Consider the following 18115-nt stretch of genomic DNA (forward strand, 5'->3'; position numbering starts at 1 on the left):
GGGTTCCCTCAGTGACGAGTATGTCGATATGACGTCCTTGCTTATCGTTCAGATTCTGATCGCGCTCGGCGCAGGCGCGCTGCTCAACCTCACGCCCTGCGTGCTGCCGGCCATCCCGCTCAAGGTTCGCGCGATTCTGCGCGAAGCGGGAGAACGGCTGGGTGCGCGCGTGACGTCGGCCGCGCTGTTCATCGCAGGATCGGTGCTTTTCTTCGCCGTGCTGGGCGTGGCCACTGCGCTGTTGCACTGGCAGTGGGGTGTCCTCTTTCAATCGCGCACCGTGTTGATTCTGCTCAGCACGCTGCTTTTCGTGCTGGCGATGGTGAACTTTCGCTGGCGGGGCTTGCGCCTGCCAGCGGCGCTTGCGTCGATGCACGGCATGCGGTTTCTCGAGCCTTTTGTCTCCGGTTTGATCTGCGCGCTGCTCTCCACACCGTGCACGGGTCCGCTGCTCGGCGGTGTGCTGGTGTTCTCGCTTGCCCAATCCACGCCCAACATCGTCATCACTTTCATCTCGATTGGTGTCGGACTCGCATTGCCCTATGCGCTGCTGATTCTGCGGCCTGCGCTACTTCAGCGCCTACCGCGCGCCGGAGCCTGGTCCGAGGTGGTGCGTCAGAGTTTTAGCTGGATATTGCTTGGCGCGGCGATCTTCTTCGTGCGTAGTGTCGTGCCTGCGGCGTGGGAACGGCCGCTCTGGATTGCCTTCGGTATCGGTATGCTGACTTGGGCGGTTGCGGTCTTCGTGCGCAGCAAGGATGCCAGTTCGCAACGCGCGGTGGCCGTCATCGGTGTCATGGCGGTAGCGCTGCTGTCCGTCGGCATCGGACTCCCTCGGGCGCAAACCATCCCCTGGCAGCGGCTGCGCGACAGCGAGGTCGCGATGCTGCCGGCCCTCGGGCGTCCAGCCATCGTCGAGTTCACGGCGCAATGGTGCATCAACTGCAAGATTCTTGAACACACGGTCTACCAGACCGACAACCTTGTCCAGACCATTCGCCGACAGAACATCATGCCGTTTCAGGTCGACCTGACGCGGCCTGATCCGGCACTTGAACGACTACTTGCCTCTTACGGAGGCGCGGGGCTGCCGTTCCTCGTCGTGCTCGATCGCGACGGCCACGAGGTGCAGCATTTTTCCGGATTGTTTGCCAGTGGAACTCTCGTGGACACGGTCAATGCACTGCAAATAAAGGGAAATCCTTGATGAAAACGCGCATCAACCAGCTCGTTGCTGCGGCCGCCGGGGTTGCTGTACTGGCAGGCATCGCCGTGTTCGCCAGAACGCAGTTCGACACGCTATTTCATTCGACATTCGCCACCTTGGGCGGACGAGAGATGATGGACTCGTCCAGATACGTGAGCGCGTCCGTTGCCGGGCATGGCCAGCACACCGCACTGACATTGCACATCGCCTCCGGCTGGCACGTGAACGCCAATCCCGCGTCGCTCGAATACCTCATCCCCACAACCCTGTCGATCGAGCGCAATGGCGCGTTACGCGAGATTAAGGCCGTCTATCCGCCTGGACGAAACAGCGGCGTCGTGCTCGACGGCAAGGACATCCAGGTCTACGAAGACGGGACAGTCATTCCGTTCTCGGGCCTCATGCCGGGCGAAGGCGACCGTATCGTGGTGCGCGTGCAAGCCTGCAACACGAAAGGCATTTGTCTTCCTCCGGCGGATGTCGCTGCCTCGAACGATAAAACCTGATTCACCAGATCCAATCATTTCCACCGATGAAGGAGTGCCTTATGCGTTACCTGAAAATAGTCCTACTGGCGATGCTCGCCCTTTGTGTCCAGGCGCCCGCGCTGGCGCAGAGCGTGCCCGTGACGCTGTACAAGAACCCGAATTGTGGCTGCTGCGATGCCTGGGCGAAAGACCTCCAGGCGAATGGCTTCAAGGTGAACATCGTCAACACAGAAGACCTGGCATCGGTCAACGAGCATTACGGCGTGCCTGAAAACCTTGAGGGATGCCATACGGCGTTCATTGGCGGCTATGTGATCGAAGGGCTGGTTCCCGCGCAGTACATCAAGGCCCTGCTGAAGCAGCATCCGGCAACCAGGGGTATTGCGCTGCCCGGCATGCCCACAGGCGTGCCCGGGATGCCGGGCGCCCGTTCGGGACCGCTCACCATCTACTACCTCGAATCGGGGGCCACACCCAGAATCTTCGCAACCTTTTGAATAGACCATGACCGGCTGTTCATCCGCTACTGGCGCAATGTGCAACGGTTATGAATTGCTTTTCCTCAACCAAACGGAATCTTGAGGATTCCACGGAGTGCGACATGAACACGAAACAACTCTCGCTGGCCATCATTTTCGCCCTGGCCATTGGATCGGCCGGAATCGCCGAAGCGGCAACCAACCCGCCGGCGGCCCAGGAAACAGCGCCGTCCACGATGGCTTCAGGCGGCAAGGCAATGATGGGGCATAGCGGCATGGGGATGATGGGGCATGGCGGTATGGACATGATGGCCATGGGCAATTGCCCGATGATGGGTGGCGTCCATCTAAGCGGCAAGGACGCCATGCTGATGCGTGCAGACATGCTGCAGGAAATGAGCAAAATTATGCGCAAATACGCAGACAAGGCGGGCAATTGACCCTTTCATAGCCCCTTGATACCTCATTCAAGGCGGCCCAAGCAGGAGATTTCCATGAAATGCAATCTGAAAACCATGCTGAGAATCGCGGCCTCCCTGATGGCAGTCTTTGCCATCGGATACTGGGCGGTACCCGGATATCGGGCAGCGATCCTGGGCTTGATCCCCTTTGCTACCGCGTTGCTCTGCCCGATATCGATGCTCATCATGATGTGGTTTATGCATCGCCGGGAAGAACCCCACAACCGGTCGGATTCGCCCGCAACGTCGAACAGCCCATCGCCAGGTCAACATACACGCTGACGGCGGGCCGATAATCCGTGCGCGATGGGGCTCACCCCGTCGCGCCGGCATCATGAGGAAAGCGCAAAATGAATGACAGCTTATGGCTTCTCAAAGCCATCGTTATCGTGCTCGCGGTGATTGGGCTCTTTGCCGCGCTGGGCATCGCCGGTATGGCTGTGATGCACTTGGACATGATGCACGGATGGCACGCGTGCCAGGACGCGATTCGCGCATGGCGATAGTGGACCCCGGCCGCGACGATGGTGGGAAGTAGACCTATCCCAGGTGGGTATGCCGTTGGCCGGGCATCTCCGGCTCCATCGCCGTCAGGCCTCGCAGAATGCCGCAATCGTCCATCGCGCGTTCTGTCTGGCACTGACCCCGCAAGGCATGGAGTTGGTCACGCAAATGCAGTAGCTCAGCGATGCGAGCATCGACGTGGCCGAGGTGTTCGTCCAATAGGTCGTTGACCGCGCCGCAGCCCTCGGGCGGGTCATCCATCATGGCTAGTAGCGCGCGGATCTCATCATGCGTCATGTCCAGCGCACGGCAATTGCGGATAAAGCGCAGCCGCTCCATGTGGGTCGAGCCGTAATGCCGGTAATTTCCATCGGTCCGGGCGGCCGGCGGTAGCAACCCGGTTTTTTCATAGAAGCGAATAGTTTCCGGGGTGGTTTTGGCGGCCTGCGCAATCTCACTGATTTTCATGGCATTCCCCAATAAAGGGTTGACCTTGTAGTTACTTTAAGGTTTCTACTAGACCATGAAATCACCAGGAAATCCACTGTCATGGCCGAACATCACCATCACGCCCAGCGTCAGGCATCCCCCGAAACCTGCAAAGAAGACCTCTGCTGCGCCTCTGAATCTCATGATCATGGACATAGTCATGATCACGCGCATGAAGAGCATGCCCACCACCATGATGCCTGCTGCACATCAGCCGAGCCTGTGGCTTTCCAGCCCAGGATGGCAGCGGCCGTCGCCGGTGGCTTCAAGACCCCTATCCGCATCATGCAGATGGACTGCCCTACCGAAGAACGGTTGATCCGTGACAAGCTCGCGGGTCTGTCGTCGGTCAAGGAACTGGATTTCAACTTGATGCAACGCGTGCTGACGGTGGTGCACTCGCCCGATGGGCTCTCTCCGGTTCTGGATGCCATTCGTTCTCTGGGCTACACGCCTGAGCTGCCCGAGGCAGACGGCACGCTGGCCCAGACCCGGGAGATCCGCAAACCCTGGTGGCCACTGGCCTTGGCTGGCCTGGCCGCGGTGCTGGCCGAAGTTGCCGGTTGGGTGGGCCTGCATCCCGCGGTTCCTGCCGTACTGGCCGTGCTGGCGGTGGCGGGCAGCGGCCTGACCACTTACAAGAAAGGCTGGGTGGCGCTGCGCAACCTGAACCTCAACATCAATGCGTTGATGAGCATCGCCGTGACCGGCGCGCTCATTCTGGGCCAGTGGCCGGAAGCCGCCATGGTGATGGTGCTGTTCGCCGTGGCGGAGCTGATCGAGGCTCGCTCCCTGGATCGCGCCCGCAACGCTATTTCGGGCTTGATGCAGCTGGCGCCGGAAACCGCCACGGTGCGCCAGGCCGACGGTTCGTGGTTGGCCGTAGAAACCCGGCAGGTTGCGGTAGGCAGTCAGGTGCGCGTGATGCCCGGCGAGCGCATCAGTCTGGACGGCGAAGTGATCAGTGGCCGCTCGGCCGTCGACCAGTCGCCCATTACCGGCGAGAGCCTGCCGGTGGATAAGACCAAGGGCGATATGGTGTACGCCGGCACCATCAATGCCTCGGGTTCGTTCGAATACCGAGTCACTGCCGCGGCCAATCAGACCACGCTGGCGCGCATCATCCACGCAGTCGAAGAAGCCCAGGGCGCCAAGGCGCCGATGCAGCGCTTCGTCGACAAGTTTGCCCGCCTCTACACACCCGCCGTCTTCGCCCTCGCACTGCTCGTGGCTGTCGTGCCGCCGCTGCTTCTGGGCGGGAATTGGTTCGATTGGGTCTACAAGGCGCTGGTGATGCTGGTCATCGCCTGCCCTTGCGCGTTGGTGATCTCGACGCCGGTGTCCATCGTCAGTGGGCTGGCCGCGGCCGCCCGCCAAGGTATCCTGGTCAAGGGAGGCGTCTACCTGGAGGAAGGCCGCAAGCTGGCCTGGCTGGCGCTGGACAAGACCGGCACCCTTACCCACGGCAAGCCCGTGCAGACGGCCTTCGGCGCTTTGAACGGCGGCGACGCCGAACGCCTGCGCCGCATTGCCGCCAGTCTTGCGGCGCGCTCGGACCATCCGGTATCGAAGGCTGTTGCCCACGCGGCGCAGGCCGATGGCATTCCTCTGGAGAGCGTGGACGCATTCGAAGCTTTGCCCGGCCGAGGCACGCAAGGCATCATCGGCGGTACGGCGTATGCGTTGGGCAACCATCGGCTGGCCCATGAGCGCGGCGTGTGTACCCCCGAACTGGAAGCGCGTCTCGATGCGCTGGAACGGCAAGGCCAGACCGTCGTGGTGCTGCTGGACGCGGGTCAGGCTTTGGCGTTGTTCGCCGTAGCCGACACAGTCAAGGACAGCAGCCAGGCGGCGATCGCGGACCTGCACCAATTGGGCGTGCGCACCCTGATGCTGACGGGTGACAACTCTCATGCTGCCCAAGCCATCGCGGCGCAGGTCGGCATCGATGAGGCGCGCGGCAATCAACTGCCGGATGACAAGTTCCAGGCAGTTTCCGAGCTCGGCGCGCAAGGTCTGGTGGGTATGGTGGGGGACGGTATCAACGACGCCCCCGCGCTGGCCCGCGCGGATATCGGCTTTGCCATGGGCGCGATGGGTACAGGCACTGCCATCGAGACGGCCGATGTGGCTCTGATGGATGACGATCTGCGCAAGATCCCGGCCTTCGTGCGGCTCTCCAGAGCAACCCATGCCGTGCTGGTGGAGAACATCGTCTTGGCGCTGGGGATCAAGGCGATGTTCCTGGTGCTCACCATAATGGGCCTGGGCACGATGTGGATGGCGGTCTTTGCCGATGTCGGGGCCAGCTTGCTGGTGGTCGGAAACGGCTTGCGGCTATTGCATCGCTAAGGGATAAGTTTATTGGGATAGTTATTGTTGAATGCGCAGATAGATCGGTCGCGGTGGGGACAGAGGTTACCCTCTGCCCCCGCACAGATCCGTACGTGCGGAATTACCGCATACGGCTCTTACCTCAGGTGATGACGCGGAATCTCTCTTCAGGATATGGGTGTGCTAAACGACATTGGGGTAAAAATCGACATACAAGAAGAGAAAACCTTGTCCAAGGGGAACGGTGACGCTGACTGCGGCATAGCTAAGCATGCCGCCACACGCGCCTGACTTCATCACTCAGGAACTAGCGTTGTACAAGCGCTGGCCGCGTGCAGCAATGCGTTGATGTCAGTCCTTCGGTTTGACAAAACGTAATGTCATGTTATCGCTTTCGCCGATCTCAAGATATTTTTCGCGATCCTGATCACCAAGCTTAAGCGTCGGCGGCAAATACCAGATGGGGTAACGGCCATTGTCCTTCGGATTTGCATTGATTTCGGATGTACCAGCAAGCCTGAAACCCGCCTGTTCCGCCTCGCGGATTGCATAGCTCTGCGGTACACGTCCCTTCACAGCGGCGTCAGCCACGCTTTCGCCGTTCTTGGCACGTTGCGCGACGATACCCAGCACACCGCCTGGCTTCAGGGCCTGATAAGCGGATCGGAAAAAGCGTTGCATAACCGCATTGGTTGTTTCGTTATGCACATTGAAATAGACGAAGTCGTGCAGATTCAGGAATGTCACGACCATATCGGCATAGTCCTCTCCACCGAGCGGCATGTAACCCGGCGGCTCGAAAGGTGTCATGGTGACCCGCCCATACACGTCCGGATCATCCGAAAGCTTTTTCTCGTATCTATCCGCCATCCGCCGGAAAAAAACACTGGGACTCGTCGTTGGTGGGGTGGCCTCCACAAGGTGCCCGTGCGCGCGAAGAAGGGGAGCCAGTATTTCCGTATACCAACCAGCGCCCGGCAGTACCTCGATTACGGTCATATCAGGCCGAATGCCGAAAAAATCTAACGTTTCGAGCGGATGGCGGTATTTGTCTCGCAATTTGAAAGAAGCGGTGCGCTGCGGCCCAGCGATGGCGGCTCTTATAACGGAGTCGACAGTTGGCGTTGTTTCCGCGAACGCGCGAAGCGGTACTGTTGCGACCAACGTTGTCAGTATCCACGCAAATCCAAGCTTGACGTTCGACATTCATCCTCCTGTTTGACGTACATCCTCTATAGAACTCGGGGCGTATCCAGTCATCGATTGTTCTTGGTGAAAGCCCCCTAATCAACACGATTCTGACTCGTCCCGACGCGTCGGAAAATACCGAAACAGATATGACATTCGGCCCGAGAAAGCTCGTCAGTCGATCAAGTTCTGTTGCCTAGTCGGTTCCGAAGCGAACGGATAGGAGAAACCGTGTTTATTCGAAACATCCGGCATCTGTGCCAGTGATTTCACCACGTCCAATCCGATGATAGCCAAACCTATCCTGTGAAACCGACGATGAGCGTCCTGAAAAATCGGCATTCCCATGCCGAATGGAATGCACCAGTTTTCTCACAGGTGCACGACAACATCGCACCCGTTCAACCCTTTCATTGCGACTGCCCATCCGTACGAATCGGGCATCGGCAGACTGTCCGGCATCTGCGCGATCCCTTTATTCCGCATCGCGTTCAAGCCATCGATGTCAATTTCAAGATAGAGTGAACCCCGCACGGCAGACAACCCCGCCAGTAGAACGCGCAAATAAGGCCTGCTCCGTACTCGTTCGCACCATAGTCCAAACAAGCCACTATTCGGCACGGAGATCACACTGATGCAATTGCGGCATTGCGCAAGCATCCGTGATTCGAATCAGGAGCCGCCATGATGATTCTCACCCTCATGGCTGCATGGGCGCCCTCAATCCTCAGTAAATCTACGGCCCGACTGTGCACGACGCAACTGACGGAATTGTAGGACGCTTCCCTTCGCATTGCAGCCATTCCGCATAGGAGGTCCATCGCTTGTGTCGTCAAGAGGATATCAACACCCTCGCCGCTCAGCGCATATTACCGGTATGGCCCAGTGAGTACCGACCGGGTTGCGGCCAAACCGTCAGGCCGTGCGGCTCCATGTCGACGGGGATCGATTTGACAACGCCCGTAGTCGTGTCGATCGAGTAGACCACATCGTCGAATCGACCCGATAACCACAGCGTCCTACCGTCCACGCTGACGTTGCCCATGTCGAAGCTGCCCCCGCCCGGAATGGGCCAGTTCGCGACGACCTTACGCGTCGCGAAATCAACTACCGAAATACTCCCCTTACCATGGTGCGGTCCATGGACCAGATTCGAACCCCGGTTCGCGACATAGAGCTTCGTGCCGTCACGGCTCGGATACAGGCCGTGCGTGCCCACTCCAGTCTTAATAAAACCAATCTTGGTGAAAGTGTTGCCGTCGACCAGATGGACCCCATCGGCAATCATGTCTGCAACATAGAACAGCTTGCCGTCGGGCGAAATACGAATATCCTGCGGCATGCCATGTTTGTCGAGCGTCAGGTACCCGAGCACCTTGTAGTTCGTCATATCGACCTTGACGAGTTTGCCGCCGAACTCGCAGGTGAAGATCGCGTACTTGCCGTCAATCGAGAAATCGGCATGGTTGATGCCCTTGCACTCTGGCGCGTTCACGCTGAACTTGAGCGCCATCGTGTGCGGGTCGCGGAAATCGAGTCGCTCGTGTGCCTCAGCGACGACGATCGCGTATTTGCCATCCGGCGTGAAGTACATGTTGTACGGGTCGTCGACCATGACCGCTTTACCCGGCTTGCCGGTCTTCGGATCAATCGGCGTCAGGCTTCCGTCTGTTCGGCCTTCGGCATTGTTCGTGACCCACAGCGTCTTTAGATCCCACGACGGCACAATATGCTGCGGACTGCGACCGACCGGGAACTTGTCGACGACCTTGTCCGTCGCGGGATCGATCACGTCGACATCGTCCGAGCGCAGATTCGGTACGTAGACGCGCGTCAGCGCGCCGGCTACCGCCGGGCTCAGGTGGCTGGCCCCCGCCTCGCTGTAGAGGTTCGCGGGGTTTGTCACCGACGGCATCCCGGGAATCGTCGTGACAGAGGCCGCCGACGCAGCTCCGGCGAACCATGCGGCAACAAGCGCAATGGCGACCGATACACGAGTCGATCTGCGGAGGAAATGAATCGGCATAACAGATTTCATGATCGAATGAAGAAATAGCAAGAGGAGGCGGGAGAAAGTCTGGCCGGTCACTGATGCGCAGTCGTCTCCTTCCTGATTGCATCGATCGTCTTCGACACGATCGCATCGACTCCGAGCTGGCCGATCGCGGCGCTCGAGCGGCGGGGGTCGCCGCCGTAGACGCCATCGGCCGGCCCAGGCTTCGGCGCCTTGCGCAGCGCGTCGAGCCGCACCATCTGCGGCGCGACAGCCAGAAGCAGCGATGTATCGGCGAGGCCAGCATGCGTTCCGATCTCGCCATCGGGATAACCGCGCTGGCGCAGGATCTGTGCATAGCCCGACGAACTTGCTCCGTAATACTCGGGCGGCACGAAAGCGCGAGCGCCCGATCCCGCCCATGATTTGTTCAATTGCTCGGCGACACGCCGCAGATCGTTCTGGTAGCCGCCATGGTCGCCGAGAAAGACGACGTGCGTGAAGCCATGAATCTTAAAGCTGCTCGCGGCGGATTCGAGCGTCTTCTCGAAGACGTCGTCGGGCACGGTGATTGTGCCGGGAAAGCGCATGTGCGAAGTGGGCGGTGCATAGCTACCCTCTGGCACGTAGGCGACCACCGGCGCGACAAGCGCGTTGCCGAGCCCCTCGGCAATGCGCTCCGAAAGTACGCGCACACGCTCGTTGTGCTTGCCAAGTGCGACGTAAGGTCCACTCTGCTCGGTTCCTCCGATCGGGATGAGGATCGTCGTCGTGCCCGCATGAACTGCATCGCGCAGTTCTGTCCAGGTGAGGTTCTCGATTCTCACCGTCTTCGGCACCTGGCCAAACGCGGCATGGGCAGCGACCAGCAGGACAGCGGACGCGAATATTTTCCGAAAAATAAGAGGCATTATGTAGGCGAAAGAAGCGCGAAGCGAAAATATGGCGCAGAAGTTTACATGGCTTCGAAGGTCAGAAGTCATTGCTTCGGAAGAAAAGTCGACACGGATTTGGGGGGGATCCGCAAATTCTTGTGGATGAAACTCTTCGGCGGCCCGCCGTCCGCACACGCGAAGATCACAAATTCTTGTGGGTCACCCCGCGCAAACAGCCCGGCCTACTGCCGCACAGAACGAAGGTCGCGTGGGGTATCCTTGGCGCCGAAGGATGAGCGCCGTCTACCATCGTTGTAGCGGTCCGGCCACACGGTCGTTCCAAGTAACGAAACACGGGAATGCCCCTTGACAGGGCAGAACCCCTCACTAACGATTCCCCATGAAGTTGCTCGTCATCGAGGACAACCACGCATTGGTGGCCAACCTGTTCGCCTACTTCGAGGCGCGTGGCCACGTCCTGGACGCCGCGCCCGACGGCGTCACCGGCCTGCGCCTTGCCGCGGCTAACCACTATGACGCAATCGTCCTCGACTGGACGCTGCCCCGCATGGACGGTGTGCGCCTCCTGCAGGCGCTGCGCCAAAGCGTGCGCAAGGACGTTCCCGTGCTCATGCTCACCGCCAAGGGGGAAACCGCCGACAAGATCGAGGCGCTGCGCACCGGCGCCGACGACTACCTGGTCAAGCCATTCGATCTCGCCGAGCTGGAAGCACGACTGCTGGCGCAGGTCCGTCGCGCCCGTGGCGAGGTGACAGACGCCCGGCTGCAGGTCTGCGATCTGGTGCTTGACCTGAGCACGGCCGAGATTTCGCGGGGCGGACAGTCGATCGCCCTGCAGCCGGCCACGCGCCGCCTGCTGGAGGTGCTGATGCGGGCATCGCCGGCGCTGGTGCCGCGGGAGCGTCTGGAGGAAATGCTCTGGGGCGACGATCTCCCCGACCGCGACCTGCTGCGCTCGCAGATGCATGTGCTGCGGCGGGCGATCGACGTGCCTTTCGCGCTCAAGCTGCTGCACACCGTGCCGCGGGCTGGCTACCGCCTTGCCGCGGCCACTGATGACGACGACCATGAAGACGACTAGCCTGCGCGTGCGCATTACCGCCGGGCTGCTGCTGTACGCGGCGGTCCTGAGCGCGGCTCTGATTGCGGTGGGCGCATTTCTGAACGACCGTCATGAACGCCTGGTATGGATGAGCCTGCTTGGCGACGTGATGGTGCGCGACCTGAGGGCTGCACACATCCCAGCCGGCGAGATCAATCCGCCCAAGGTGCGCCTGATCGATCTCGACTCGCCCGCCGCGGCGAGCCTTCCTTCCGAGGTGCGCCGTCTAGGGCCGGGTCTGTACGACGACATCGACCCCGAGGACCTTCCCTACGCGGTACTGGTGCAGGACGTGCAGGGTCACCGCATGGCCGCGCTGATCGACATCTCCGCCCAGCGCGCCCAGGAGCGCCGCCTGGCTGACCTGCTCGACGCCGTTGTCGCCGTCGGACTGGGCCTGCTGATGGCCGCTACCTGGTGGCTCGCCGGCCGGCTGCTGCGCCCGGTTTCGCGTCTGGTTGACTCTGTACACGCTCTCGACCCGTCGCGCCGCGAGCAGCGTCTCGTGCCGGGGTACCGGCTGCAGGAGATCCAGGTTCTCGAGACGGCGTTCAATGGATATCTCCAGCGCCTGGATGGCTTCGTGCTTCGCGAGCGCGAGTTCATCGACACCGCGAGCCACGAACTGCGCACCCCGATCTCGGTAATCGCAGGCGCCGCACAGGTGCTGGAGGCCGAGCCGCTTGCTGCCGACGGCCGGCGGGCGCTGCAGCGCATTCGCCTGACGACTGAGGCCATGCAGGACACGCTGGCTGCCCTGCTGCACCTCGCCAAGGAGCCGTCGCCGCCCGCCGCGCTGGCGCCCCTGGCGCTGGAGGGATGGCTGCCCGACCTGATCGCCGACTATCTTCCGCTGATCGAGGGCAGGCCGCTGACCCTGGAGGTCGGCCCCATCGAGCCGGCTGCTGTGCGTGTCGTGCCAGCGATCGCCGCGATGATCTTCGGCAACCTGCTGCGCAACTCCATCGAGCACACCCAGGCGGGCCATCTGGAGGTCGCGCTGCGCGGCGGCGTGTTCTCGATCGACAGCCGCGGCGAGCCGCTGGACGCCGCCGCCGTGGCCCGCCTGTACCGCTCGCTCGCGCTGGCCGAGGCCGGCCGCGCCCACGGCGCCGGCCTCGGCCTGTACCTGGTGCAGCAGTTGTGCGAGCGGCTGGGCTGGGCCCTCACGTATGCCCACAGCGAAGCCGGTGAACTGCAGGTGCGTCTGGATCTGCATCTCCGCAACGACGGCGGAGCTGAGCGTCCCCAGGGCCGGGCCGAGCCCGGCCTGCCCTCCCTGGGGGTCAAATAGCCTTGGGGCGACCCAGCGGCTATTTGAGAGCCGACGACAAATTGACGACACCCGCGTTCCTAATATGAGGTTTTCCCCTTAATGACGCAACGCGATGAACACTCGTCTGCTGGCCACGTTGCTCGCTACAGTGCTGCTTGCCGGATGCGCGAGCTACACGCCCCGGCCGCTCGATCCGGTCAAGACCGCGGCGGCGCTGAACCGGCGCAGCCTGACCGATCCCCGTTTGCTGCGCTTCCTCGCGGCCGAGCAGCACCGCGATGGCTCGCCGCGCTGGGATCTCGACACTCTGGCCCTGGTGGCTGTCTACGAGCGGCCGAACATGCCACTGGCCGAGGCGAGGCTGCGCGAAGCCCGAGGCGGTGAGACGACCGCGGCGGCGCTTCCCAACCCGACGCTGTCGATCGCGCCGACCTATGACATAACCACCTCGGCCTCGCCCTGGACTGTCGGCCCCATCGTCACCTTCCTGATCCAGTCCTGGGGAGCCCGCCCCGCGCGCATCGCCCGGGCGCGTGCCCGGACTGAGGAGGCACGGCAGGCGATTGCCGTCACCGCCTGGCAACTGCGCGGTCAGGTGAGCACGGCCATGCTCGACGCATGGTCCGCCCAGGAGGCCACGATGCTCGCCTCTCGGCGCGTCGCGCTTGCCGGCAGCTATCGCCAGGCCGTCGCGCAGCGCTACCGGACCGGCATGGTCTCGGCGGCCACGTTGACGACGGCCACGCTCGCCCAGAACCAGGCCGAACTGCAGTTCGCCTCGGACCAGCGGGCCGTGCGGCTGGCGCGCGCAAGCCTGGCCGCGGCGCTCGGCCTGCCGACAGATGCGCTCGACGGCGTCGACCTCGACATGAGCGGAATCACCCACCCGCGACAGCCGGGCAGCTTGAAGCCCCTCATCCACGCGGCGCTTACCACCCGGCCCGACGTCCTGGCTGCCCTTGCGCACTACGCCGCGGCGGAAGCCGCACTGCGCCTGGCGGTCGCGCAGCAGTACCCGGCGATCGACATCGGCCCCGGCTATCACTACGACCAGGGCGACAACAAGTTCATCTTGTCGATCTCCCTGCCGCTGCCCGTCCTCAACCAGAACCAGGGCCCGATCGCCCAGGCCCGTGCCGCCCGACGCGTCGCTGCGGAGCAGTTCCTCGCCACCCAGACCAAGGTGCTGGCCGAGATCGATGAGGCCCGGACGGACTGGCACGCCAGCGAGTCCGAGCTGGACAGCGCGCACCGGCTGCGCAACGCGGCCGCAGATGCTCTCAACCGGCAGCAAGACGCCTTCGCCGCGGGCCAGATCGGCCTCCTGCGGCTGCTCGGCGCCAGGCTGGCGTACCTGCAAGCGCGGCAGGGCGCCCTGTTGGCGTCGGTCCACGAGCGCACGGCCCTCGGCCGCCTCGAAGCGGCGCTCTATCACCCCTTCCTGGTTGCCAACCGGAGTCAATGATGCACAGGACATTCTTCAAGTGCGCCGCGCTGGTCATCGCCGCCGCTGCGGCGGGCACCGCTGCCGCAGGGCAACTCGCCACCGTCACCCTCGACGCCAAGGCTATCGCGGCCGGCGGGATTCGGACTGCAGCGCTGCAACAGGTCAAGCGGGCTCCCCAGGTCTCCGCCTACGGCCTCGTTCTCGATCCCGGACCGTTGATCACCCTGTCGGCGCAGATCGCCGCCGCGCGCAGCAAGCTGGCCGCCGCACAGGCCACGACCGCGCTGGCACGCAGCGAGGCGGCCCGTGCCGCCGATCTGTATCGGTCCCAGCACAACATCTCGCAGGCGGCCTTCCAGGCGGCGCAGTCGCGGCTGCGGGTCGCCGAGGCCAACCAGGCCAACGTGCAGGCGCAGCTCACCGGGCTCGATGCCCGCGCGCGCACCGACTGGGGCACCAAGCTCGCGACCGCCGCGTCTTCCGGAGCGGCGCCGCTGCCGCAACTGGGAAGCGGCGCCCAACAGCTCGTCGAGGTCAGCCTGCCGCTCGGGCAGTCGCTGCCGGCCGTGTCGACCGATCCGGCGGCCTCGACGCCTGACGGCAAGCGTGTGTCCCTGCGTTTGGTCGGCCGCGCACCGCGTGCCGCCGCAGGCGTGGCCGGTCCCAGCCAGTACTACCTCATGTTCGCCCAGGATTCTGCGCCGATCGGCACACCGCTGACGGTGGCCTTGAGCGGGTCGGGTGCGGTGGCCGGCGTCCTGGTTCCGCCGTCCGCCATGGTGTGGCACGACGGGACGGCACTCGTGTACCGCCAGACCGGCGCCGGGTCGTTCGCGCCGATCGCGGTGCCTACCTCGTCGCGCGTCGAGGGGGGCTATTTCGTGGCGGTGGGTGACGGTACGGCACTTCAGGCGGGGCAGCGGATCGTGGTCGCGGGCGCGGCGCTGCTGTTCTCGGCATCGCAAGCGCCGCCGACTGCGGCGAAGGCGAAACCAGCCAAGGCAGAAAACGATGACGACAATTGAGGGAGCGGTCTGATGCGTGCAATCGTCGAGTTCTGCCTGCGTTTGCGCTGGCTGGTCCTGTTCGCGGCGCTCGGGCTGACGCTCCTGGGCGTCGTCGCGGTCATCCATGCGCCCTACGACGTGTTCCCGGAGTTCGGGCAACCCTCGGTCACCGTCGTGACCGACGCCGCTGGCCTGGCGCCCCGGCAGATCGAGGCGCTGGTGACCACCTCGGTCGAGGATGCGGTCAACGGCATTCCCGGGCTGGCGCACCTGCGCTCGCAGTCGATGGAGGGGCTGTCGGTGGTCACCGCCGTGTTCGGCGGCCACACCGACGTCTATCGCGACCAGCAGCTCGTGGCGCAACGGGTGGCGCCGCTGACCCCCACGCTGCCCCCCGGGGCGACCCCGGTGATCGCGCCGCTGCAGTCGTCCACCGGAGTGGCGCTGTCCATCGGGCTGACCTCATCCAAGCTGTCGCTGATGCAGTTGACCGAGATCGCGCGCTGGACCGTCCGTCCCGCACTGCTGGCCGTGCCGGGCGTCTCCAAGGTCGTGATTTTCGGCGCGCAGCCCGAGCAGTTCCAGGCCCAGTACGATCCGAACAAGCTCGTGGCATTGCACATCGGCCTGAACCAGTTGACAACGGCGGCCGCCGAGTCGAGCGCGGTGCGCGGCGCCGGCGTCGTGAACACGCCCAACCAGCAGCTCTTCCTGATGAGCGACGGCCAGGCGACGACTCCCGCGGCGCTGGCCGACAGCCTGCTGGTGCGCCGCGCGCACCAGAGCGTGACCCTGGGCGAGGTCGCGCACGTGGTGGCCGCTCCGCCGCCGGCCATCGGCGGCGCGCTGGTGGGCACCAAGCCCGGGCTGCTGCTGGTCGTGGGCTCCCAGTACGGCGCCAACACCCTGGCCGTGACCCGCGGCCTCGACCGGGCGCTCGCGACGCTGGCGCCTGCGTTCAAGCGCAACGGCATCGAGGTCGAGCCCAACGGTCTGCGTCCGGCTTCGTTCATCGACTCCGCCCTGCGCGACGTACGCAACTCGCTGTCCATCGGCGCCGTGCTGATCGTGTTGGTGCTGTACCTCGCGCTGCGCAACTGGCGCACGGCGGTCATCTCGTTCGCGGCAATCCCGCTGTCGTTGCTCGCCGCCGCGCTGATCCTCGACCACTTCGGCTTCAGCCTGAACACGCTGTCGCTCGGCGGCCTGGCGATCGCACTAGGCGAGGTGGTGGACGACGCGGTGGTTGGCGTGGAGAACATCCATCGCCGCCTGCGCGAGAACCGCGCCCTGGCGCAGCCGCGGCCGGTCTACGAGGTCATATTGCGCGCGACCATGGAGGTGCGCAAGGCGGTGATCTTCGCCACGTTCTCGGTGGTCATCGTCTTCCTGCCGGTGCTGCGCCTGACGGGCGTCGCCGGGCGCCTGTTCGAGCCACTGGCCCTGGCCTACATCTTCGCGATCCTATCCTCGCTGGCGGTCGCGCTCACGGTCACACCAGCGCTATCAATGCTGCTGCTCGGCCGCAGCCACCTCGACCCAGCCGATCCGCCGGTGGTCGCCGGCGCCAAGCGCGTCTACGGCCGATTGCTGGCCGCCATGCACCGACGGCCCGGCCCGGTGTGGGCGCTGGTGGCGGTGCTGGTGGTCGCCGGCCTGGCCAGCGTGCCCCTGCTGCGCACCAGTTTCCTGCCGCAGTTCAACGAGAACGACCTCATCGTCCACTTCCAGACGGCGCCCGGCACGTCGCTGGCGACGACCATGAGCATCGGAGAGCGGGCGGTCGGGATCATGCAGCGCATGCCCGAGGTGGCGCACGCAGTGATGCACGCCGGCCGTGCCCACCTGTCCAACGGCAACGCCCTGACCAACAAGGCGGAGATCGACGTGGGTTTGAGCACCAAGGGCAACGCCGACAGCGCCGCCGCCGAGGCACGCATCCTGGAGGCGGTCCGTGGGGCGCCGGGAGTGCGCTGGTGGGCCAACACCTTCCTGACCGAGCGTATCCACGAGACCTTGTCGGGTGTAACCGCACCCGTGGTGGTGACCCTCTACGGCCGCCATCTCTCGGCGCTGAACGACGACGCTCGGCGCGTGGCCGAGGTGCTGCGCCGGGTGCCGGGTGCGGCAGGGGTGCGCATCCAGGCGCCGCCCGGTACACCCGAACTCGCCATAACCCTCGATCGCGGGGCACTGACCCGCTATGGCTTCACCCCAGCCGAGGTGCTGCAGGCGATCCAGACAAGCTACAGCGGCCGCACGGTCGGCCGGGTCTACACCGCGGGGGCGTCGCTGCCGATCGTGGTGTTGCTGCCGCCTGCCCTGCGCTCGGATCCGTCCGCGATCGCCGACGTACCGCTGGTGAACAACTCCGGCACCGTCGTACTCCTGGGCGCTCTGGCGCAGATCCACGAGCGCTCCGGGCAGTCGCTCATCCTCCACCGCGGCGCGCAGCGCGTGCAGCTCGTCACCGCCAACGTCAGCGGCAGTGCCGGGCAGTTCGTCGCGCGGGCCCGCAGCAACCTCGCCAGCCTGCCCCTGGCGTCAGGCGATTACCTGCGCATCGGCGGCACGTCGGCAGCGTCGGGGCAGGCCAGGATGCAACTGGCGCTGGACTTCGCGCTGGCGCTGGCGGCGATCCTGGGCCTGCTGGTCATCGCTTTGCGCGACGGGCGGACGGTGGCGCTGCTGGCGGTCAACCTGCCGTTCGCGCTGGTAGGCGGGATTGCAGCGATCTGGATCGCTCGATTGCCTATCTCGCTGGGTGCGGCGGTGGGTTTCGTGACGGTCTTCGGGATCACCCTGCGCAACTCCATCATGCTGCTGTCGCACTACCGGTCGCTGGTGACCGAGGAAGGTCTGCCCTGGTCCTGGGAGACGGCGCGTCTCGGGGCGATGAACCGTCTCGCGCCCATTCTGATGACAGCCTCGGTCACGGCGCTGGGTTTGCTGCCGCTGGCGATCGGCGCGCATCTTCCGGGCCAGGAGATCGAAGGGCCAATGGCGATCGTGATCCTCGGCGGGCTGTTCAGCTCGACGGCGCTGACATTGTTGGTCCTGCCAACCCTGGCGCTGCGCTTCGCGCGGTTCGAGATGGCTGAGCGGTGGGATGGCGCGACGGTGCAATCCTCGATGTCGTGACAGTCTCCGCAATCCCTTGAATGGAGCCCACTATTCTGAACTTGCCGGGCTATCGCGTCCTGGCTGTGCGAGAGTCCGAGCGCGAGTACCAGGTCAAAGTCGA

Annotated in this window: 18 protein-coding genes; 13 read left to right on the top strand and 5 right to left on the bottom strand. The window is 63.9% G+C overall.

Going from position 1 to position 18115, the window contains the following annotated elements:
- The first annotated feature begins 28 nt into the window (after positions 1–28).
- The 6 genes from H143_RS0118295 (at position 29) to H143_RS22600 (ending at position 3141) form a co-directional block, all read left to right on the top strand.
- A complete protein-coding gene (locus tag H143_RS0118295; protein WP_019939718.1) occupies positions 29–1207 on the top strand; it encodes a protein-disulfide reductase DsbD in 1179 nt (392 codons plus the stop codon).
- Positions 1207–1713, top strand: coding sequence for a protein-disulfide reductase DsbD domain-containing protein (locus H143_RS21745; protein WP_019939719.1), 507 nt, complete (start codon positions 1207–1209; stop codon positions 1711–1713). Before H143_RS0118295 ends, H143_RS21745 begins: the two co-directional genes overlap by 1 nt.
- Before the next feature lie 41 nt (positions 1714–1754).
- On the top strand, positions 1755–2192 hold the full coding sequence (locus H143_RS0118305; protein ID WP_019939720.1) for a DUF411 domain-containing protein: 438 nt from the start codon (positions 1755–1757) through the stop codon (positions 2190–2192).
- Positions 2193–2242: 50 nt separating this feature from the next.
- On the top strand, positions 2243–2614 hold the full coding sequence (locus H143_RS0118310; RefSeq protein WP_155803444.1) for a hypothetical protein: 372 nt from the start codon (positions 2243–2245) through the stop codon (positions 2612–2614).
- A 54-nt stretch (positions 2615–2668) separates the two neighbouring features.
- Entirely contained in the window at positions 2669–2917 is a 249-nt protein-coding gene (locus H143_RS22230; RefSeq protein ID WP_081627096.1) for a DUF2933 domain-containing protein, read from the top strand.
- A 68-nt stretch (positions 2918–2985) separates the two neighbouring features.
- Positions 2986–3141, top strand: coding sequence for a hypothetical protein (locus H143_RS22600; RefSeq protein ID WP_019939723.1), 156 nt, complete (start codon positions 2986–2988; stop codon positions 3139–3141).
- 34 nt (positions 3142–3175) lie between these two features.
- Here H143_RS22600 and cadR read toward each other — a convergent pair whose 3' ends face one another.
- Complete coding sequence (gene cadR / locus H143_RS0118325; protein ID WP_019939724.1) at positions 3176–3607, bottom strand: Cd(II)/Pb(II)-responsive transcriptional regulator; 432 nt, start codon at positions 3605–3607, stop codon at positions 3176–3178.
- Between the two features lie 48 nt (positions 3608–3655).
- Positions 3656–3823 (bottom strand): hypothetical protein, encoded by a 168-nt coding sequence (locus tag H143_RS23065; RefSeq protein WP_019939725.1) that lies wholly within the window; start codon positions 3821–3823, stop codon positions 3656–3658.
- Positions 3824–3868: 45 nt separating this feature from the next.
- Between H143_RS23065 and H143_RS0118335 the strand changes: the two genes are divergently transcribed.
- Entirely contained in the window at positions 3869–5980 is a 2112-nt protein-coding gene (locus tag H143_RS0118335; protein ID WP_019939726.1) for a heavy metal translocating P-type ATPase, read from the top strand.
- Between the two features lie 333 nt (positions 5981–6313).
- Here H143_RS0118335 and H143_RS22235 read toward each other — a convergent pair whose 3' ends face one another.
- Positions 6314–7168, bottom strand: coding sequence for a class I SAM-dependent methyltransferase (locus H143_RS22235; RefSeq protein ID WP_231378520.1), 855 nt, complete (start codon positions 7166–7168; stop codon positions 6314–6316).
- Between the two features lie 300 nt (positions 7169–7468).
- Between H143_RS22235 and H143_RS23070 the strand changes: the two genes are divergently transcribed.
- A complete protein-coding gene (locus tag H143_RS23070) occupies positions 7469–7675 on the top strand; it encodes a hypothetical protein (RefSeq protein ID WP_231378521.1) in 207 nt (68 codons plus the stop codon).
- Between the two features lie 334 nt (positions 7676–8009).
- Here the strand turns inward: H143_RS23070 and H143_RS0118350 are convergent, their stop codons facing one another.
- On the bottom strand, positions 8010–9176 hold the full coding sequence (locus tag H143_RS0118350; RefSeq protein ID WP_026350219.1) for a YncE family protein: 1167 nt from the start codon (positions 9174–9176) through the stop codon (positions 8010–8012).
- 59 nt (positions 9177–9235) lie between these two features.
- Positions 9236–10054 carry a creatininase family protein gene (locus H143_RS21130; RefSeq protein ID WP_019939730.1) on the bottom strand — a complete coding sequence of 273 codons (819 nt, stop codon included), beginning with the start codon at positions 10052–10054 and terminating at the stop codon, positions 9236–9238.
- 364 nt (positions 10055–10418) lie between these two features.
- On the opposite strand from H143_RS21130, the gene H143_RS0118360 reads away from it, so the two are divergent.
- From H143_RS0118360 to H143_RS21135, 5 genes are all read left to right on the top strand, one after another.
- Positions 10419–11120: a response regulator transcription factor gene (locus tag H143_RS0118360; RefSeq protein ID WP_019939731.1), complete on the top strand. Its 702-nt coding sequence runs from the start codon at positions 10419–10421 to the stop codon at positions 11118–11120.
- Complete coding sequence (locus H143_RS0118365) at positions 11107–12435, top strand: HAMP domain-containing sensor histidine kinase (RefSeq protein WP_019939732.1); 1329 nt, start codon at positions 11107–11109, stop codon at positions 12433–12435. The genes H143_RS0118360 and H143_RS0118365 overlap by 14 nt, the downstream gene beginning before the upstream one ends.
- 94 nt (positions 12436–12529) lie before the next feature.
- Positions 12530–13882, top strand: coding sequence for a TolC family protein (locus H143_RS0118370; RefSeq protein WP_019939733.1), 1353 nt, complete (start codon positions 12530–12532; stop codon positions 13880–13882).
- Positions 13882–14889, top strand: coding sequence for a hypothetical protein (locus H143_RS0118375; protein WP_019939734.1), 1008 nt, complete (start codon positions 13882–13884; stop codon positions 14887–14889). The genes H143_RS0118370 and H143_RS0118375 overlap by 1 nt, the downstream gene beginning before the upstream one ends.
- A 12-nt stretch (positions 14890–14901) precedes the next feature.
- The gene (locus H143_RS21135; RefSeq protein ID WP_019939735.1) at positions 14902–18012 is read left to right on the top strand and encodes an efflux RND transporter permease subunit; all 3111 of its coding nucleotides are present in this window, start codon (positions 14902–14904) and stop codon (positions 18010–18012) included.
- Positions 18013–18115: the final 103 nt, after the last annotated feature.

It is taken from the genome of Bordetella sp. FB-8 (assembly GCF_000382185.1).
Classification (GTDB): domain Bacteria; phylum Pseudomonadota; class Gammaproteobacteria; order Burkholderiales; family Burkholderiaceae_B; genus Bordetella.